This window comes from Burkholderia contaminans (genome assembly GCF_029633825.1).
Lineage (GTDB): Bacteria > Pseudomonadota > Gammaproteobacteria > Burkholderiales > Burkholderiaceae > Burkholderia > Burkholderia contaminans.
In genome coordinates this window covers 875,594-893,584 of sequence record NZ_CP090642.1, presented here as the reverse complement: position 1 = coordinate 893,584, position 17,991 = coordinate 875,594, and the positions used below count along the sequence as shown (strand labels likewise).

Here is a 17,991-nt window from a genome sequence, read left to right as displayed (position 1 = left end):
CGACTCGCCGGCAGGAGCATGATCGATGATCGATATTTCGCGCACACGCGCCGGCAACTACGTCACGGCCGTGATGCTGGTTGCGATCGCCACCGTCCTGCAGGCGCTCGCGATCCGCTTCGGCGGCGTGAACCTGCCGCTCGTCCTCTACTACCCGCTCCTCGCGGGCGCCGCGTGGGCGACGTCGTTCCTGTTCGGGATGGTCGCGACCGTCGTCAGCGGCCTGCTCGTGTGGACGCTGTTCCTCTCTGATCCCGCCGCCTATACGCAGCCGCTGCCTGACCGCCTCGTGCGGCTCGGCACCTTCGTGCTGATCTGCGCGCTCGTCTGCGCGATCGCGTCGATGCTGCGCCACGCCCGCTTCACGAACAACGCGGCGCTACGGCGCGAAGCCGCCGCGCGCCGGCGGCTCGAAGCCGTGCTGCAGGCGTTGCCGCAGGGCGTGATCGCCACCGATACGAACGGGCGGCTCACCTGCATCAACGCCGCCGCGGCCGCACTCGTCGGCTGCCGGCCGGACGATGCGATAGGTCGCGCCGCGCGCGACGTGCTGCGGATCGTCGATCGCGACGGCCGGCGCGTTCAATCGACACCGCTCGAGCTCGCGCTCGGCGGCGAGGGTGTCGCGTCGGATCGCCACTGGCTGCAGGTAGAGGGTGGCGCGCCGGTGCCGATCGTCGAGGTGGCCGCGCCGCTCGGCGATGCGGACGGCAACGTCGACGGCGCCGTGCTGCTGCTGCGCGACGCCGGCCCGGACCGTTCGCGGGCCGATGCGTCGCGGTTGCAGCGCGCCGTCGTCGACGCGTCGCCCGACGCGATCGTCGGCATCGATACCGACGGCCGCATCGTCAGCTGGAACCCGGCCGCGCAACGCATGTTCGGCTACGACGAAAGCCATGCGCACGGGCGCATGTTCGAATCGCTGGTGGCGATGCGCTGGCTGAAACGCAAGCCGCTCGTCGAGTCGTTCGACGACATGCACGCAGCGGTCGGCCCGATCGACCTGCTGTGCGTGCGGCGCGATGGCCGGCGCTTTCGTGCGACCGTGTCGGCGGGCGCGGTACGCGGCGACGTGCGAGCTTCCGTCGCGCTGGCGCTGACGCTGCGCGAAACCGGCGCGCAGCGCCGCCGCGACCTGCGCGCGCAACGGTCGCTGCAGGGCGCTCGCGACGCGCGTGACCAGGCCGATACGTCGAACCGCCTGAAGGACGAACTGCTCGCGACGGTGTCGCACGAGTTGCGCACGCCGCTGAACGTGATCTACGGCTGGGTCGAGGTGCTGCGCAATTCGGGCGACAGCGCGCTGCAGCAGCAGGCGATCGACGCGATCGACCGCAGCGCGCGCTCGCTCACGCGGATGGTCGGCGACATCCTCGACGCGTCGTCGCTCGCCACCGGCAAGCTGCAGCTCGACGCGATGCCGGTGGACGTCGTGCGGCTGTTCTCCGATTCGGTCGGCGCGTTCCAGACGGCTGCGTCGTCGGCTGGCATCGTGCTCGAATTCGACTGTGCGGTGTCGACCTGCGTGGTGTCGGGCGATGCCGAGCGCTTGCGGCAGATGCTGTCGAACCTCGTGTCGAACGCGCTGAAGTTCACGCCGACGGGCGGCAGCGTGACGGTCGGGCTCGCACGCAACGACGCGCGGGTGGTGCTGACCGTGAGCGACACGGGGCAGGGCATCGTGCCGGCGTTCCTGCCGTACGTGTTCGACATGTTCCGCCGCGCGGAGGATTCGCCGGCGTCGTCGCGGCGCGGGCTCGGCCTCGGCCTGTCGATCGTGCGGCATATCGCCCAGCTGCACGGCGGCAGCGTGACGGTCGAAAGCGCGGGCCGCAATCGCGGCGCGACGTTTACGGTGACGCTGCCGGCCGGCTGGCAGCCGGTCGGCGCGATGGCGTGGGGGAGTGCGCACCTGGACGGCCATCGCTCCCCGCTGACGCTCGATACGCATCGCATCCTGATCGTCGATGACGATCCGACGACGCGCGAGAGCCTCACCGCGGCGCTGACGACGTTCGGCGCCGCCGTCGCGATCGCGTCGTCGGGGCGCGAAGCGCTCGCGGTGGCCGCCGACCTGCGGCCGACCGTCGTGCTGTCCGATCTCGCGATGCCCGATGGCGACGGCTTCTGGCTGCTCGACGCGTTGCGGCGCGCCGGCATGAACGTCGGCGGCGGGCCGGCAGGCGTGCGGGTGCTCGCCGTGACCGCGCATGCGGGCCTGGCCGACGAACGCCGTGCGCTCGAGGCCGGGTTCGACGGCTATCTGTGCAAGCCGGTCGACGTGCGCGAACTGGCGGACAAGATCGTGCGCGTGACGAAGCAGGACGGCTGACGCGGCGGCCATTCATCGTTTCGCTGTCGCGAAGGCCTGTTTCGGCGAGGCAGGGCCGAGCTTGAACGAAGGCCGGCAGGCGGCATCGCGCGCACGGGATGTTCGAGGGCAAGGCCGACGTGCGGCCGCTCGGAGAAGAGACGTTCGGCGCGACCGAGGCGGCGAGATTCGCGCTGCGGCGTGCATGCGGGCCCGCCCACGCATATGCGCTTGCGGCGCGCGTGCGCGACGATGCCCGCGAGCTGTGGCTCGTGATGGCCGCGTACGACGCATGGCGGCGAGCGGGCACGCATCGCAGCGAACGACGGTGGTCCTTGCGCCCGGCGCACTGCGGGACGGCGTGCTTGACGCGTGAACGGACGGCACGGGGATTGCGGATTGGTCGGGACCTGCCCAACCGATTCCGCGGCTGCCGCGGATGTCAGGAGGTGTTCGATGAAACCGACCCGCACGATACGCACGGGTGCATGCCTGATCGCGGCCGCGTGCGCGCTGGCCGCATGCACGCAACCTGCTCCCTACGGCGCGCGAGGCGCGCCGCCCGCGCCGCCGGCGCCCACCCGCCTTCGCCTGGCGTGACGATGCCCGATGCCAATACGCGTTACGAGACGCGTCCGTCGCCGGGCAACACGATGCCGCCGGGCGCGGTTGGCGGCGACCCGGCCGACGATGCCGCCACCGGGCCCGAACGGCACGCCGGGCGACCCGCCGCTGCCGGGCACGCCGCCGTCGATGCAGTACTGATTCATTCGACGGCCTGCGTGTGACGGTGCGCGAAACGCGTGCCCAAAACTTGCCGACACCTTGTAAAAAGGCGGCACCGCTGGTCGGCAACGCGGGGTACGAACCCGCGTGACGCGCGGCGCGCAGCGATCGACCCGCTTGGCATGGAAACTGCATGAATCCTGACCGAATACGAAGCTAAACCCCGAAACGTCAGGAGGACCATCGATGTCCGTCTCGCTTGCGCTGCAGATGCGACAGCATCTGGCACTTACGCCGAGGCTTCAGCAGTCGCTGCGGTTGCTGCAGTTGTCCTCGCTCGAATTTCAACAGGAGTTGCGGCAGGCGCTCGATCAGAATCCGTTCCTCGAGGATGGCCAGGCAGAGGAGGAGGCGGCAGCCGATGCACCCGTGCAGCCGGCCGAAGCCGCCGCGCCCGAAGCGGCATCCGAGCCCGACGACGCTCGCCCGCACGACGGCGAAGCCCCCGAAGTGCCCGAGTTGTCCGAAGTGTCGTTGACGGCCGCGCCTGCGTCGCACGGCACGAGCCGCCAGGGCGACGATGCGGGTGGCCAGTCGCCCGGCGAATGGCTGGCCGCGGAGCCATCGCTGAATCAGCAGTTGCACGATGCATTGCGGCTCTATCCGTTGAACCGGCGCGACCGCGAAGCCGCGCGCATCGTGATCGACGCGCTCGACGACGACGGCTACCTGCGCCAGGAACTGGCCGAACTGCTGGTCGCGGCCGACCCCGCGCTGCTGCTGTCGGAGCAGGATCTCGCGATCGCGCTGCGGCTCGTGCAGATGCTCGACCGCCCGGGCCTGGCCGCGCGCTCGCTGTCGGAGTGTCTCGTGCTGCAACTCGACGCGATGCCGGCCGGCACGCCGGCGCTCGCGGAGGCGAAGGCAATCGCGCGCGAGCACCTCGAGCGTCTTGCCCGCCGCGAGACGGCCGAGATCCAGCGGCGGATCGGCTGCAATGCGGCGACGCTGCAGGCGGCCTGCGCGCTGGTGCGCGGGCTCGACCCGCGCCCCGGCAATCATTACGGCAGCACGCGCGGCGACTACGTGGTGCCCGACGTGATCGTGCGCCAGGTGCGCGACGAGTGGATCGTGACGATCAACCCGGCCGTACTGCCGCGCGCGCGGCTGCATGAACGCTATGCGACGCTGTTCGCGCAGTCGAGCGGCGAACGCGATTCGCCGCTCGGCCAGCAGCTGCAGGAAGCGCGCTGGCTGATCCGCAACGTGCAGAAGCGCTTCGAGACGATCCAGCGCGTCGGCGAATGCATCGTCGCGCGCCAGCGCGATTTCTTCCGCTACGGCGAAATCGCGATGAAGCCGCTCGTGCTGCGCGACATCGCCGAGGAACTCGACCTGCACGAATCGACCGTGTCGCGCGCAACGGGCAACAAATACATGGCCACGCCGCACGGCACGTTCGAGTTCAAGCATTTCTTCCCGCGCAAGCTCGAGGCGGCCGGCAAGGGCGTGTGCTCGGCAGCAGCCGCGAAGGTGCTGATCCGCGACATGATCGCGGCCGAGCGGCACACCGATCCGCTGTCCGACGTCACGCTCGCGCAGAACCTCGCGGGCCGCGGCATCCTGCTTGCACGTCGCACGGTCACGAAGTATCGCCAGGCGATGAAGATTCCGCCGGCCGACCTGCGGCGCCGCGACGCCGCATGATGGCGGCCCGGAAGAGCGCATTGCATGCGCGTGCCGACCGTCGCGTCGACGCGTGCGCGCACGACAGGCGCGCAACCATGCCGGCAAAGGCACCGGCTCGACGGCGGACGGCGGGCGCCGCGCTGCCGGCCGGACGAGGCAAGACGAAAATTCAGGACCTCATGCCGCCGGCGAAGTCGACGGCTGGGTCGATGAGTACAAGGAAACGCGTAAAAACGGCGTCCACGCCGAAGCGCGGCAAACCGGAGCACAAGTACGATGCGTGACCGGCGACGACGTGTATTGACCACTGCTGCCATCCAGGAGGTATCCATGCTGCGATACGCCGTCATCTTCTTCATCATCGCGATCGTCGCGGCCGTGTTCGGCTTCGGCGGGATCGCGGCCGGCGCGGCCGAGATCGCGAAGATCCTGTTCTACATCTTCGTCGTGATCTTCCTCGTCACGCTGCTGTTGGGCGTCGTGCGACGATGAGCGGCGCAACCGACCGGTCGCAGCGCATCGCGGAGCTCGAACACGCGCTCGCGAACGGCTTTCCCTCGGAATCGACCATCGTCGTGCACGCGGACGACACGTCCGGGCGGCTGACGATCCAGGTGTCGTGGGTGCGTGTGCCGTCCGACGAGGACGCGCGCGAATGGCGTTGCACGGTCGACCTGCGGTTCGAGCCGGACGTGATCACGCGCTATGCGTCGCTCGGCGCGGCCGACCGGCTGCGCGTGCGCACGGTTCTGTGCGACCACGCGCGGCGCGCGGTGGACGAGCGCAAGCCGCGCGTCGAGGAGGCGGCGATCGAATGCAACGTCGCGCTCGACGTGACGCGCGCCGAACTCGACGCTGCGCTGCGCGCGCCCTGACACTGCTGCCGCTCGCGGGTTGCCGACACGGCGATCCGCGTGGCCGCTGCATCCCGAACGCGGCGAGCGCACGGGGATGCTTCCCTCGCATACCCCGGCGCCGCCCCCCCCGTGGCGGGCATGCATGCCTCAGCGCCGCTGCTGCAGCCGGTGATACCAGTTCATCAGCGGCGTCGCCGTGATCCCGTGCGCGATCACCGATGCCGACACGACGGCGAGCACGGGGGCCGCGAGCGGGCGCACCGTTTCGGCGGGCCCGTGTTCGAGCGCGAACAGCAGGTAGTAGAACGAGCCGATGCCGCGGATGCCGAACCACGCCATCAGCCGTCGCTGCGCATGCGTCGCGCGCGACCCGGTGAGCGTGGCCAGCACCGCGAGCGGGCGTACGGCGACGAACAGCACGACGGCCAGCGCGGCCGCGCCCCACGTGAGCAGCGGGCCGGGCAGGGTCGCGAGCAGGCTGCCGATCATCGTCATCACGATGGCTTCCGCGATCCGTTCGAGTTCGATCGTGAAGCCGAGCACCGATTCGGCCATGAACGCATGTGCTTTCTCCGGATGCTTCTCGGTCGCGACGACGTCTTCCGAGTCGATCTGGCCGATCGCTTCGCGCGGCCTGCGGTCGCCGCTCGCGCGATGCTCGACCCGGCGCATCGCGACCCCGGCCGCGAACGTCGCGATGAAGCCGAACGTATGCGCGAGCTGCGCGGCGCCGAACGACAGCACGATCAGCGCGAGCGCGAAGAAGCCTTCGAGGCCGAGCGCCTGGGCGTGACGCGTGCGCAGCCACCCGATCGTCATCGTCGTCATCCAGCCGAGCCCGCCGCCGATCGCGGCGGCGCCGGCGATGCCCCACAGCGTGACGAGCGCGAACGTGCCGGACAGGGGCGGCAGTCCGTCCGTCGCGTCGCGCGCGCCGCACAGCGCGAGCCCCGCGAGCGCGAACGGCAGCGCGATGCCGTCGTTCATGCCGCCTTCGCCGGACAACGCGAAGCGCACGAGATCGCGGTCGCCCGGATCGTGCACCTGTACGTCGTGCGCGAGCACGGGGTCGGTCGGCGCGAGGATCGCCGCGAGCAGCAACGCCGGGCCCCAGCCGAGCCCGAGTGCCAGCACGGCGCAGGCGGCGAGCAGCGGCACCGTGACGATCATCGCGAGCAGCCCGAGGCGGCACGGCACGAGCCACAGCCGGTCGGTAAGCGGTACGCGCAGCCGCAGCCCGATCGCGAACAGCGAGACGAGCAGCGCGATCTCGACGATTTCACGCAGCAGCCGCGCGTCGCGTTCGAGGTCGAGGTTCAGCAGGCCGGCGCCGGCCGGGCCGAGCGCGATGCCCACCGCGAGATAGATCATCGCAGTGCTGACGGGCAGGTGGCGCAGCGCGGACGTCGCGACGCCCATGCCCAGCAGCACCGTGCCGACGATCAGGTACCAGAGGGTTTCGTGCATGTGTGCGGTAACAGATCGATCACGTGGCCGCGTGCCGTCACGGCTTGCGGCCGAACGCCTCGCGCAGCTTCCGCTTCGCGCGCTCGAGCGTTGCGCGGCGCGCTTTCGGCAGGTTGCGGCCCGCGCGGTTCACGTAGAAGTTCAGCATCGACATCGCCGACTGGAACGGCGACGCCTTGCGGCGGCGGCTGCGTTCGGCCGAATGCTTGAGCGACGCGGCGATCGCGGCCGGGTCATCGGACTTGAAGATGTCGGGTTCGATGTCGAGCGCATCGCTTTTTTGCATCACGTCGGCGGACCAGCGCTTGCGGTGGTGCGGATCGGTGCCGCGGGCGCGGCCCGGGCGCCGAGTCAGGCGCTTGCCGTGCGCGTGGGTGGCGGTAGCGGAAGGCATTACGTGGGCTCCATTTGGGGGACAGGGGTGTAGTGACGCGTGTTGGCGGCGCAAGCCCCGTGCCGCGCGGCGCGCGTCATCCGTACGACGAACCCGTGCGGGGCGGCACGGGTGTTGCTGGAAAGGACCGGCAGGACATGCGATCCCGCCATCACGCAGGAGGACACCATGCAATCGCATTCCCGGATCTGGCTGGAAAACGACGAGATCGACAACGATGCCGATGGCGACACGATCGACGCGGACGATCTCGATACGACGGTCCATGTCGACGTCGAAACGGGCAGGATCACGTTTCAGGCGGCGTGGGCGGAGGCGGCCGATCCGCCGCCCGAGACCGCACGGCATTCGGTCGAGCTCGTGCTCGACTGCGACACGATGGAGCGCTATGCGGATCTCGACGAAAGCACGCGGATGCGCGTGCACGCGATCCTGCACGCCACCGTGGAGGATCTGGTCGACCGCCTGCCGGACGAACACGCGACGCTGACGATCGAGCTGACCGATGCAATGCTCGATGCCGCGAGCCGTCTGCAGTAGCCGCGCTGATCAGCCTTTCGATACGCGATTTGCGCGAGCGGACAGGCTCGCAGGCACGCCGCTTGCGACGCGACACGCATGGCACGACGCGTGCCGCCACGCTAACGGAGGGTTTCATGAGCAGCAGGTCGGGGCATTGCAGGGCAGCCATTCTCACGGTCGGGAACGCGCCGGCCGATCGCCTTTCGGCGCGGGGCGCCTGAGACCATGGCCACCGATTCCGCACGCCGCGTGACGCTGGTCGACGAGCCGCCCGTGTTCGACGGGGCGGCGCTGCAGTTGCGTTTCGTCGTCGATGTCGATGGCGAACTGCAAACCGGCGCAATCACGGTCGAGGCGCTGGAAGATCATTTCGGCGCACGCTCCGCGCTAGAGGACGACTTGCGCGACGCGTTCGAACAGGGCCGCGCGCGCATCGAAGCCGCATGCGCCGACGTGCTGGGCGGCGACGACGGGGGCAGCAACGGCAACGGTAACGGCGGCGTGGTGCTGCACAGCGGCTATTTCCGTGCGCCGGCCGGCCGTGCGCGAGCGGGCCTGTTCCGGTCCCGGCGATCCTGACCCGGCCGGCGTTCCCGGCGTGTCGTGCGCCGGTTTCACCCCTTCCGTTTTTCCTCCCGCATTACACACCGTTGAAAACTTTGCACCGCGCATGGGCCGCCCGTGTGGTGCCACATCGCGCCGCGCGCACGCGGCATGGACGACGGAGGCACCACGCAAACCGGCATGGTCCGTGCATGCACAGCTGCTCGCGGCCGCGTATCTCGCGCAGCCGCCAACGGGGGAACGAGCATGCTGACCGCACATGAATTCGCCACGCTGCTCCTGGTGCATCGCGCACCGGAGCAGATCCAGATCGATCGAGAGGATGTCTTTGCGCTGGTCGAACAGCGCCTGATCGTGATGCAGCACGACAACGTGTCCAGCGAGCGCCGGCCTGCGTTGACGCCCGACGGACTGTCGGTCGTGCAGTGCGTGCAGCGCAACGACGCGAGCGAGCCCGATCTTACTGACGCGTGACGGGCGGACGCGCGGCGACGAGCACCGCGACGGGCAAGGCGGGCAAGCAGCGCTCGAGCGGCAAAATGCGTCCCCGCACGTCAATCGTGCCCCGCGCCTCCAGCCCGTCCATCCATGGCCCGTCGATATCGCGCGGCAGCACGACCGCCGTATCGCCCCATTGCGCGGGCTCCACGCGCGGCAATTCCGGTGCGTCGCCGAGCAATGGGCCCGCAAGCCGTGTCGCGACCACCACCACGGTGGCCTCGTCGCTGCACCGCGCAAACGCCACCACATGACGCCCGAGCGGGCCGCGTACGCGCAGCGGCACGTACGCGCCGCTCGCGAACGTCGCCGGCCATCGCGCGCGCAGCGCCAGCATGCGCTCGACCAGTGCCCGCTTCACGCGCCCGTCGGGCCACGCCGCCAGATACGATGCGACCGGCCCGTCGACCCGTTCGGCCGCGAGCGCCGCGAACGGCACGTCACGGCGGTTGTCCGGATCGACGAGCGAGTAATCCCATGATTCAGATCCTTGATACAGGTCGGGCACGCCGGGCGATGCCATCCGCAGCACGGCCTGCGTCAGGCTGTTGACGACGCCCGCCGGCGCGATCCGCGCGACGAACGCATGGAGCCGGTGCGCGAAGTCGCCGGCGCCTCGGGGCCTCAGGATCGCGCGGACGAACGCCTCGCAATCGCGCTCGTAGCGCATATCGGGCGCGAGCCAGTCGGTGTGCCGCTTCGCCTCGCGCAGCGCTTTCGTCTGCCACTGCACGACGCGTTCGGTGAGCGCCGCGAGCCCCACCGCGTCGTCGGGCACGAGACCAGGCGGCCAGCAGCCCGCGAGCGTCTGGTACAGCATCGCCTCGGCGGCCGGCCCCGGCGCCCATGCGAGGTCGCGATGCGCGCCGCCGCGATGCGGCCGGTTGAGCGCGGACCAGTCGAGCGACACCGCGCGCCACGCGTCGGGGATCTCGCTGAGCACGGCCAGCCGCGCGCGGGCATCCTCGCCGCGCTTGTGGTCGTGCGTGGCGGTGGCGACGAGCCCGTGCGGCACGGTGCGCGCGCGGCGCCGGTTGCGCGCATGGAACGCGCCGCGCGACAGGCTGAAGTCGCCGGCGTCGGCGCCGACCTCGTTGCGCGACAGGAGCCGGCCGTAACGGTAGTGGGCCGTATCCTCGACGCCCTTCGCAGCCAGCGGCGCGGTGAGCTGCGCGAACGCGACGCGCGCCGCGTGCAGTGCGGCGGCGTCCGCGCGCGGCACGCGTGCGACCGGCCACCCGAGCCAGGTCGCGACGTGATCGAGTGCGAACCGGTCGGCAGGATCGACGGCCGCATACGCCCGTTCGTACGCCTGCGCGAGCACATGACGGTCGGCGTCGGCGGGTTCTTCGTCCTGCACCGGATACATCCGGTACACGGGTAGCTGCACCGCGAGTTCACCGAGTACGCGTCGAATCGCGATCAGGCTGACGTCGCGCGTCGCGGGTGCCGCACGCGCGACGCCGTGCAACGCCCGCGCGGCGCGCGCATGCTCGACGGCGAGCTGGCGCATCAGCACGCGCCGCTTGCCGTCGAGCGCTTCCTGCGTGAACGTGAGCGACGAACCCGACACGTGCGCCCAGTGCGCGGCGAGCGGCGCGGCGCCGGCCGGGTCGTGCAGCAGTGCGCCGACGTCGTTCATGAAGTCGTAGCCGGTCGTGCCGTCGACGGCCCAGTCGGCGCGCAGCGTTTCGCCGGGGGCGAGGATCTTCTCGACGACGATGTACGGCCGCGCGTCGCGTTGTGCGGCAAGCCGCTCACGCAGCCGCCGGCAATACGCGCGCGGATCGGCGAGGCCGTCCACGTGATCGACGCGCAGGCCATCGATGTAGCCGGCCGCATGAAGCCGCAGCGGCAGCGCATGGACGGCATCGAACACCGCATCGTCGTCGACGCGGATGGCCGCGAGCGTCGCGATGTCGAAGAAGCGCCGCCAGTTCAGCTCGTCGGCGGCCGTGCGCCACCACGCGAGCCGGTAGTGCTGGCGTTCGAGCAGCCGATGCAGGCAGGCGCGGGAGCGCGCGCGGCGCGGATCGGCGCCGCGCAGCACCGCGTCGAGCGCATGCGGGCCGTGCGTGGCCGCGTGATCGCGCAGCGCCGCATGCGCGGCGGCGGGCGTGTGCTGTCGCGCGGCGGCGCGGCGTCGAAGCGTTCGGCGAGCGCGTTCAGGTCCGCACGGTTCGCGATGCGCAGGAGCTCCGCGTAGGTGGCGGCGGCCACCGGCAGCCGTCGCCCGGGGCACGACACGAAGAAGCGTCCCGTAGCCGGGTCGACTTCTAGCGTGATGTCGCCCGCCGCGAGCGCTTCACCGTACGGCGTGCCGAGGCAGGGCAGCAGCACCTTGCCGTCGAGCGCCGCGTCGGGCGAGTGCCAGTCGATGTCGAAGTGGTGCGCGTACGGGCTCGCGGGGCCCCATTCGAGCACGTCGTTCCACCAGCCGTTCAACGAACCGCCTACGCCCATGTGGTTCGGCACGATGTCGACGATCACGCCCAGCCCGTGGGCGCGCAGCGCATCGACGAGCCGGACGAAGCCGGCTTCGCCGCCGAGTTCGGGGTTGAGCGTGCCGTAATCCACAGTGTCGTAGCCGTGCCGCGAACCGGGTTCGGCCGTCGCGACCGGCGACAGGTACAGGTGGCTCACGCCGAGCCGCGCGAAATAGCCGGCGTGCGCGGCCGCGTCGTCGAACGTGAAGCCCGCATGCAGCTGCAGTCGCAGCGTCGCGCGTGGCGTCATGGGCCGGGCTCCCGCGAACCGCGTGCGCGCACCACGGCCGCGATGCGGTCGCGCACGTCGGCGTCGAACAGCGCGTCGATCGCGCGTGGCAGGCGCTGCCGCCAGTTCGGGTGCCCGCAGGGCGGCCCCGGCAGGTTCGGCTGCATGTCGAGCGCAAGGAGATCCTCGAGCGGCAGGATCGCGAGCGGCGACGGGCTGCGCGCGACGTACGCGAGTATCTCGGCGACGGGCGGCGAAGCGGCCGGCGGGGCGGCGTCACCGGCCGGCGCGCAGCCTGCTTCCTGCAACGCTTGCCACAGCGCCGCGCGTTCGGTGGCGCGCGCGGCATGCGCCGCGACGACGTCGGGGTCGACGGCGGGCGGCGGAGCGGCAGGGCCGGCTTCCGGGGCGGCGTGGTGTCGGCCGAGGGCCGCGCGCGGCACGGTGTCGTCGTGCTCGTGCCCGGTCATCTCGTCCGCCCGCGCAGGCGGCGCCACGTTGCGCGCATCCGTGTCGTCGGACTGCTGCGCCGCCTCGGCCGCGATCCGCCGCCAGGCCAGATCGATCCCGCGCCACCAGCCGGCCACGGTCGGCAGATCGTGGGTCGACGTCATCGCGATCGCGTCGCGGTCCCATGCCGACGGCGGCCGGAAGGCGCCGTCGGTGTCCCGTTCGAACCACAGCACGCGCATCCCGGCGATGCCCTGCGCGCCGAGCCGTTCGCGGAAGCCGGCCGGCACCGTGCCGAGATCCTCGCCGATCGCCAGCGCGCGATGACGGGCCGCCTCGAGCGCGACGAGCCGCACGAGATCGTCGACCGGATAGCGCAGGTAGGCGCCGTCGCGCGGCGAGCCGCCGTCCGGCACGATCCACATCCGCGCGAAGCCGAGCACGTGATCGACGCGGATGCCGCCCGCATGTGCGAACGCCGAGCGCAACAGCTCGACGAACGGCACGAAGCCTTCCTCACGCAGCGCGGCGGGCGTCCAGGTCGTCACCCCCCACGCCTGGCCGGCCGCGTTGAACAGGTCGGGCGGCGCCCCGAGCGACACCCCGCGCAGCAGCGTCGCGCCGTGCGCCCACGCGTCGCTGCCCGCGCGATCCGAGCCGACCGCGAGATCGGCGATCAGCCCGGTGGCCATGCCCGCACCGCGTGCCGCGTGCTGCGCGTCGCCGAGCGCGCGCGACGCGCACCATTGCAGGTACGTGTGGAACGCGACCGTGTCGGCATGGGCGTGCGCGAACGCATCGACTTCAGCCGATCCCGGCTCGCGCCACGGCGCCGGCCATTTCCGCCAGTCAACGCCGGCCCCGTGCTCGAGGCAGAACGCCTGCAATGCGTCGAAGCGCGCATGCGCATCGAGCTCCGCCCCGCCCGTGGCGCGAAACCGCTCGAATGCGTCACGTGACGGGTCGTCGCTGGCGCGCCATGCGTCGAAGCACGCACGCAGGCGCCGCAGTTTCAGCGGCAGCACGTGCGGCCAGTCGATCAGCGGTGCGTCGGCCGCGGCACCGTTTGCGTGATGCACGGCAGCGGCGCCCGGCACAGCATCGCAGTCGAGATACGCGACGTTGTGCCAGCGCCGCGACGACGGCGAATACGGGCTGTCATGCGTGGGCAGCGCCGGAAAGCCGGCGTGCGTCGGGCTGATCGCCACCGCCTGTGCACCGTGCCGTGCCGCATGCGCGGCCAGCCGCGCGAGCGCGGTGTAGTCGCCCGCGCCGTCGTCGCCGGCGCGGCGCAGGCTGTAGAGCTGTGCCGCGATGCCCCAGCGGCCGCCCGCATCCGTTGCGCGCGGGTCGACCGGTTGCGGGCGCGGCGGCGCGATCGTGAGTCCGATGCGCTGGTCGCCGACGTCGAGCGCGTGATAACCGGGGATCGCGAGCGGCGGCAGCGTGCCGTGTTCGCCTTCGCCGCCCACACGGCCGTCCACATGGCCGCCTGCTTCGAAGGTGATCCGGAAGCGCGCGCCGGGCGGGGCGATCGCGGCCGGCATGGGCAGCGGCAGGCCGGCGTCGCCGGTGACGATGCGCGGGGCGCCGCGTTCGAGTCGGCGAGCGCGGCGGCGCTTTCCACTCGCTGGGCCGCCGTGCCGCACGGCCAGCCGAGCGCGTCGACGAGCGCGACGAGGGCCTCATCGTCCACCCGCCGCGCGTTGCCGCCCGCATCGGTCCAGTCGGTTTCCAGGCCGGCCGCGCGCGCGAGTTCGTCGATCGACACGTCGGAAGTCATGATCGTCCCTGCCCATTCATGCGGTGCTGCCGTGCATCGTGGTTGACCTCGCCGTCGCGCCACACGATGCACGCGCGGGGCGGCAGCCGCAGGTCGCGCAACCGGTCGCGTGCACGTGGCGGCGTCTCGAACACGATCTTGCCGACCGGCAGCGCGGGCAGCACCGCGTCGTGGGAGCCGAGGTTCAACGCGATCGTCAGCGTGCTGCCGTCGCCGAGGCGCCAGCGCGCGGCGAGCGCCTGCGGGTCGCCGTCGCCTGCAAGCACGTCGACGCCGAGTGCGCGCGCGCCGGGCAGGTTCGGTGTCACGAGCGCCGCACGCACCGTCAGCGCGCTGCGGTAGAAGCGCCGCCATGCGTCGGTGTCGGGCGTGGTTTCGTCGCTGCTGCCGTGCAGCGTCGAACGCACGAACGTCGCGATGTCGTTCGGATCGGGAATCGCGTCGCGATGCGCGGCGTCGGTGAACGCCGGAAAGGCCGCGAACTCGCGGCGGCGGCCTTCGCGCACCGCGTCGGCGAGCGCGCCGCGATAGTCGGTGAAGAACTGGAACGGCTGCGTGCTGCCGTCTTCCTCGCCCATGAACAGCAGCGGGATCGACGGCGCAAGCAGCAGCAGCGCGGTCGCCGCGCGCACCGCGTCTTCGTTCGCGAGCGTGCGCAGCCGTTCGCCGAACGCGCGGTTGCCGACCTGGTCGTGGTTCTGCAGGAATGCGACGAACGCGGTCGGCGGCAGGTGCGCGCTCGGTTCGCCGCGCGGGGCGCCGTCGTGCAGCGGCGACGGCTCGCCCTGGTACGCGAAGCCTTCGCCGAGCGTGCGCGCGAGATGGCGCAGCGGCGCGTCGGCATACGCGCGGTAGTAGCCGTCGCGTTCGCCGGTCAGCAGCACGTGCGCGCTGTTGTGGAAGTCGTCGTTCCATTGCGCGTCGAAGCCGCCGGGCCCGAGCAGGCTCGCCGCGTTGCGCTCGTTCTCGAGCACGAGGTGCACATGGCGCGTGTCGCCGGCGGTCGCGCGTACGCGGCGCGCGAGTTCGCGCAGCCATGCGTCGTCGTCGATCGCGTGCGCGGCATCGATGCGCAGCCCGTCGAAACGGAATTCGTCGAGCCAGTACAGCGCGTTCTCGATGAAGAACGCGCTCGTCTGCTCGCGCGAAAAGTCGATGGCCGGCCCCCACGCGGTCTGCCGGTCCGCGCGGAAGAACGCGGGCGCGTAGCGCGGCAGCAGGTTGCCTTCCGGGCCGAAGTGGTTGTACACGACGTCGAGAAACACCTGCAGCCCGAGCCCGTGCGCGGCGTCGATCAGCGCCTTCAGTTCCTCCGGCCGTCCGTACGACGGATCGGGCGCGAACGGCAGCACGCCGTCGTAACCCCAGTTGCGCGCGCCGGGAAACGTGTTGACGGGCATCAGCTCGATCGCGGTCACGCCGAGCGCGGCGATGTCCGGCAGCCGCCGCTCGACGCTCGCATGGCCGCCGCAAGCGCCGACGTGCAGCTCGTACAGCACGGTCTCGTGCCACGGGCGGCCGCGCCATGCGTCATGGCGCCAGCGGTACGCAGCCGGATCGACGACCTGGCTCGGGCCGTCCACGCCGCCAGGCTGGAAGCGCGACGCGGGATCGGGCACCGCGAGATCGCCGTCGAGCCGGTAGCGATACAGCGTACCGGGGCCGCACGGCACGACGGCCTCGAACCAGCCGTCGCCCATCGCGGTCATCGGGACGGCGGGCAGGTTTTCGCCTTCGATTTCGACGGCGGCCGTGCGGCTCGCGGGCGCCCACAGCCGGAAGCGCGTGCGGTCGGGCTCGACGCAGGTCGCGCCGAACGACGTGTCGAACGCGTGCGAACCCGATGGACGGGCGGGGCGTGATCTCATGTCGGGTCTCCCGGAGACAGGTCGGGCGGCACGGCGGCCACCGCGATCGCGGCCGCGTGCGCGGCGACGTCGAGGCCGTCGGCCGGCCACGCGCGCGGGCCGGCATCCGGCGTCGCCGTGTCGACCAGCACGCGATAGTCGAGCGCCGGCGCGGGCGGCGCGAACACCACCGTCTCGGACGACGCGTTCAGCATCACGAGCAGCGCCTCGGTGCGCCCGGTGCGGCCCGTGCCGACGCGCCGCATCGTCAGCGCGCGGCGCTCGTGGTCCTGCCACGCGGGCACGGTCATCGCGTCGCCGTGCTCGTCGAACCAGCCGATCTCGGCCATGCCCGGCGCCGCGTCGCGGTCGCCCGACGGATAGCCCGGCGTGGACATCACCGGATACATGCGCCGCAGCGCGGCAAGCCGCGACACGAAGCGCATCAGCGTTACCGCTTCGTCGCTGCGCGCCAGATCCCAGTCGAGCCATGACAGCTCGTTGTCCTGGCAGTACGCGTTGTTGTTGCCGTGCTGCGTGCGGCCGAACTCGTCGCCGGCCACCAGCATCGGCGTGCCGAGCGCGGTGAACAGCGTCGCGAGCATCGAGCGCGCGACGCGTGCGCGCACGTCACGGATCGCCGCGTCGTCGCTCGGCCCTTCGACGCCCCAGTTCGCGCTGCAGTTGTCGTCGCGGCCGTCGCGGTTGTCCTCGCCGTTGGCTTCGTTGTGTTTGGTCGAATACGAAGCGAGATCGGCGAGCGTGAAGCCGTCGTGCGCGGTGATGAAATTGACCGACGCCCAGGTATGCCGGCGCTGGTGGTTGAACAGGTCGGCCGAGCCCGCAAGGCGCGCGGCGAGCTCCGGCCGCTGGCCCGGGTCGCCGCGCCAGAAGCGCCGCACGGTGTCGCGAAAGCGGTCGTTCCACTCGGCGAAACCGGGCGGGTGGCGGCCGAGCTGATAGCCGCCGGGGCCGAGATCCCACGGCTCGGTGATCAGCTTGCGCTGCGCGAGCACCGGGTCCTGCCGCAACGCGTCGAAAAAACCCGCGCCGGGATCGAAACCGTGCTCCTCGCGGCCGAGCGTCACGCCGAGGTCGAAGCGGAAGCCGTCGATGTTGAACGCGGTCGCCCAGTAGCGCAGCGAATCCATCACCATCTGCACGACGCGCGGATGCGACAGGTTCAGCGTGTTGCCGCAGCCCGTTTCGTCGACATGAAAGCGGCGGTTGTCCGGCATCAGCCGGTAGTAGCTCGCGTTGTCGAGGCCGCGCCACGACAGCGTCGGGCCGAGCTCGTTGCCCTCGCACGTATGGTTGTAGACGACGTCGAGCACGACCTCGATGCCGGCCGCATGCAGCTGGCGGATCGCGATGCGCATCTCGTCGAGCCGCCGCGTCGCGAGATACGCGGGCTCCGGCGCGAAGAACGCGGCCGTGTCGTAGCCCCAGTAGTTGCGCAGCCCGCGGTTCACGAGCGCGCGCTGCTGCAGGAACGCGTGGACGGGCAGCAGCTCGACCGTCGTCACGCCGATCGACAGCAGGTGATCGATGAACGCCGGATGCGCGAACGACGCGAACGTGCCTCGCTCGGGCGGGCGCAACCCGGCACGCCGCATCGATGCGCCGCGCACGTGGGTCTCGTAGATCACCGTATTGCGCCACGACACGCGCGGGCGCCGGTCGGTGCTCCAGTCGAACGCTTCGTCGACCACCACGCACTTCGGCATCGCGGGCGCCGAGTCGCGTCGGTCCATCGACAGGTCCGCGCGGTTCGAATGCAGGCGATAGCCGAACAGCGCGTCCGACCAGCGGAACTGGCCGACCAGCTTGCGCGCATACGGGTCGAGCAGCAGCTTGGTCGGGTTGAAGCGATGGCCGTGCTGCGGCTGGTACGGGCCGTCCGCGCGAAACCCGTACACGGTGCCCGGATGCGCGTTGGGCAGGTAGCCGTGCCAGATCTCGTCGGTGCATTCGGGCAGGTCCAGGCGCGCAAGCTCCTTGCGGCCGGTCGGATCGAACACGCACAGCTGGATGCGCTGCGCGTGCGCGGAAAACACCGCGAAGTTGGTCCCGAGGCCGTCCCAGGTCGCGCCGAGCGGATAGCTGCGGCCGGATTCGAGACGGGTGGGCAGGGCGGTCGGCATGGGGCGGATCTCCGTGTCGAAGGC

12 protein-coding genes and 3 pseudogenes are annotated in these 17,991 nt (G+C 71.2%); 9 read left to right on the top strand and 6 right to left on the bottom strand.

What is annotated here, in order from left to right; genetic code table 11:
• Positions 1 to 25: 25 nt before the first annotated feature.
• The 6 genes and pseudogenes from LXE91_RS36120 (at position 26) to LXE91_RS36095 (ending at position 5,601) form a co-directional block, all read left to right on the top strand.
• Complete coding sequence (locus LXE91_RS36120; RefSeq protein WP_039371541.1) at positions 26 to 2,332, top strand: hybrid sensor histidine kinase/response regulator; 2,307 nt, start codon at positions 26 to 28, stop codon at positions 2,330 to 2,332.
• A 435-nt stretch (positions 2,333 to 2,767) separates the two neighbouring features.
• A pseudogene (locus LXE91_RS43830) lies at positions 2,768 to 3,076 on the top strand (hypothetical protein).
• A 207-nt stretch (positions 3,077 to 3,283) separates the two neighbouring features.
• Entirely contained in the window at positions 3,284 to 4,744 is a 1,461-nt protein-coding gene (locus tag LXE91_RS36110; protein WP_039371547.1) for an RNA polymerase factor sigma-54, read from the top strand.
• Positions 4,741 to 5,010 (top strand): DUF3008 family protein, encoded by a 270-nt coding sequence (locus LXE91_RS36105; protein ID WP_306453762.1) that lies wholly within the window; start codon positions 4,741 to 4,743, stop codon positions 5,008 to 5,010. Before LXE91_RS36110 ends, LXE91_RS36105 begins: the two co-directional genes overlap by 4 nt.
• A 46-nt stretch (positions 5,011 to 5,056) precedes the next feature.
• A complete protein-coding gene (locus LXE91_RS36100; protein ID WP_011349711.1) occupies positions 5,057 to 5,218 on the top strand; it encodes a DUF1328 domain-containing protein in 162 nt (53 codons plus the stop codon).
• Positions 5,215 to 5,601, top strand: coding sequence for a DUF3022 domain-containing protein (locus tag LXE91_RS36095; protein ID WP_039371555.1), 387 nt, complete (start codon positions 5,215 to 5,217; stop codon positions 5,599 to 5,601). Before LXE91_RS36100 ends, LXE91_RS36095 begins: the two co-directional genes overlap by 4 nt.
• Positions 5,602 to 5,730: 129 nt before the next feature.
• Here LXE91_RS36095 and LXE91_RS36090 read toward each other — a convergent pair whose 3' ends face one another.
• Both LXE91_RS36090 and LXE91_RS36085 read right to left on the bottom strand, forming a co-directional pair.
• Positions 5,731 to 7,050: a cation:proton antiporter gene (locus LXE91_RS36090; RefSeq protein ID WP_039371558.1), complete on the bottom strand. Its 1,320-nt coding sequence runs from the start codon at positions 7,048 to 7,050 to the stop codon at positions 5,731 to 5,733.
• Positions 7,051 to 7,087: 37 nt separating this feature from the next.
• The gene (locus LXE91_RS36085; protein ID WP_039371561.1) at positions 7,088 to 7,444 is read right to left on the bottom strand and encodes a DUF3175 domain-containing protein; all 357 of its coding nucleotides are present in this window, start codon (positions 7,442 to 7,444) and stop codon (positions 7,088 to 7,090) included.
• Between the two features lie 168 nt (positions 7,445 to 7,612).
• Between LXE91_RS36085 and LXE91_RS36080 the strand changes: the two genes are divergently transcribed.
• The 3 genes from LXE91_RS36080 to LXE91_RS36070 all read left to right on the top strand — a co-directional run bounded on the left by LXE91_RS36080 (position 7,613) and on the right by LXE91_RS36070 (position 9,004).
• Positions 7,613 to 7,984 (top strand): DUF3022 domain-containing protein, encoded by a 372-nt coding sequence (locus LXE91_RS36080; protein WP_039371564.1) that lies wholly within the window; start codon positions 7,613 to 7,615, stop codon positions 7,982 to 7,984.
• A 207-nt stretch (positions 7,985 to 8,191) separates the two neighbouring features.
• The gene (locus LXE91_RS36075; RefSeq protein WP_039371565.1) at positions 8,192 to 8,545 is read left to right on the top strand and encodes a DUF1488 family protein; all 354 of its coding nucleotides are present in this window, start codon (positions 8,192 to 8,194) and stop codon (positions 8,543 to 8,545) included.
• A 231-nt stretch (positions 8,546 to 8,776) separates the two neighbouring features.
• The gene (locus LXE91_RS36070; protein ID WP_039371568.1) at positions 8,777 to 9,004 is read left to right on the top strand and encodes a hypothetical protein; all 228 of its coding nucleotides are present in this window, start codon (positions 8,777 to 8,779) and stop codon (positions 9,002 to 9,004) included.
• On the opposite strand, the pseudogene treY reads toward LXE91_RS36070, so the two are convergent.
• From treY to glgX, 4 genes and pseudogenes are all read right to left on the bottom strand, one after another.
• Positions 8,991 to 11,764: pseudogene (treY, locus tag LXE91_RS36065) on the bottom strand (malto-oligosyltrehalose synthase). The gene LXE91_RS36070 and the pseudogene treY overlap by 14 nt on opposite strands.
• Positions 11,761 to 13,976: pseudogene (gene malQ, locus LXE91_RS36060) on the bottom strand (4-alpha-glucanotransferase). The pseudogenes treY and malQ overlap by 4 nt, the downstream one beginning before the upstream one ends.
• On the bottom strand, positions 13,973 to 15,844 hold the full coding sequence (gene treZ / locus LXE91_RS36055) for a malto-oligosyltrehalose trehalohydrolase (RefSeq protein WP_039371577.1): 1,872 nt from the start codon (positions 15,842 to 15,844) through the stop codon (positions 13,973 to 13,975). The pseudogene malQ and the gene treZ overlap by 4 nt, the downstream one beginning before the upstream one ends.
• The gene (glgX, locus tag LXE91_RS36050) at positions 15,841 to 17,967 is read right to left on the bottom strand and encodes a glycogen debranching protein GlgX (RefSeq protein WP_039371933.1); all 2,127 of its coding nucleotides are present in this window, start codon (positions 17,965 to 17,967) and stop codon (positions 15,841 to 15,843) included. The genes treZ and glgX overlap by 4 nt, the downstream gene beginning before the upstream one ends.
• Positions 17,968 to 17,991: the final 24 nt, after the last annotated feature.

Excerpts from the sequence above, each read along its gene's own strand:
- LXE91_RS36120 (WP_039371541.1), top strand. The coding sequence starts at position 26 with ATGATCGATATTTCGCGCACACGCGCCGGCAACTACGTCACGGCCGTG.
- LXE91_RS36110 (WP_039371547.1), top strand. The coding sequence starts at position 3,284 with ATGTCCGTCTCGCTTGCGCTGCAGATGCGACAGCATCTGGCACTTACG.
- LXE91_RS36105 (WP_306453762.1), top strand. The coding sequence starts at position 4,741 with ATGATGGCGGCCCGGAAGAGCGCATTGCATGCGCGTGCCGACCGTCGC.
- LXE91_RS36100 (WP_011349711.1), top strand. The coding sequence starts at position 5,057 with ATGCTGCGATACGCCGTCATCTTCTTCATCATCGCGATCGTCGCGGCC.
- LXE91_RS36095 (WP_039371555.1), top strand. The coding sequence starts at position 5,215 with ATGAGCGGCGCAACCGACCGGTCGCAGCGCATCGCGGAGCTCGAACAC.
- LXE91_RS36090 (WP_039371558.1), bottom strand. The coding sequence starts at position 7,050 with ATGCACGAAACCCTCTGGTACCTGATCGTCGGCACGGTGCTGCTGGGC.
- LXE91_RS36085 (WP_039371561.1), bottom strand. The coding sequence starts at position 7,444 with ATGCCTTCCGCTACCGCCACCCACGCGCACGGCAAGCGCCTGACTCGG.
- LXE91_RS36080 (WP_039371564.1), top strand. The coding sequence starts at position 7,613 with ATGCAATCGCATTCCCGGATCTGGCTGGAAAACGACGAGATCGACAAC.
- LXE91_RS36075 (WP_039371565.1), top strand. The coding sequence starts at position 8,192 with ATGGCCACCGATTCCGCACGCCGCGTGACGCTGGTCGACGAGCCGCCC.
- LXE91_RS36070 (WP_039371568.1), top strand. The coding sequence starts at position 8,777 with ATGCTGACCGCACATGAATTCGCCACGCTGCTCCTGGTGCATCGCGCA.
- treZ (WP_039371577.1), bottom strand. The coding sequence starts at position 15,844 with ATGAGATCACGCCCCGCCCGTCCATCGGGTTCGCACGCGTTCGACACG.
- glgX (WP_039371933.1), bottom strand. The coding sequence starts at position 17,967 with ATGCCGACCGCCCTGCCCACCCGTCTCGAATCCGGCCGCAGCTATCCG.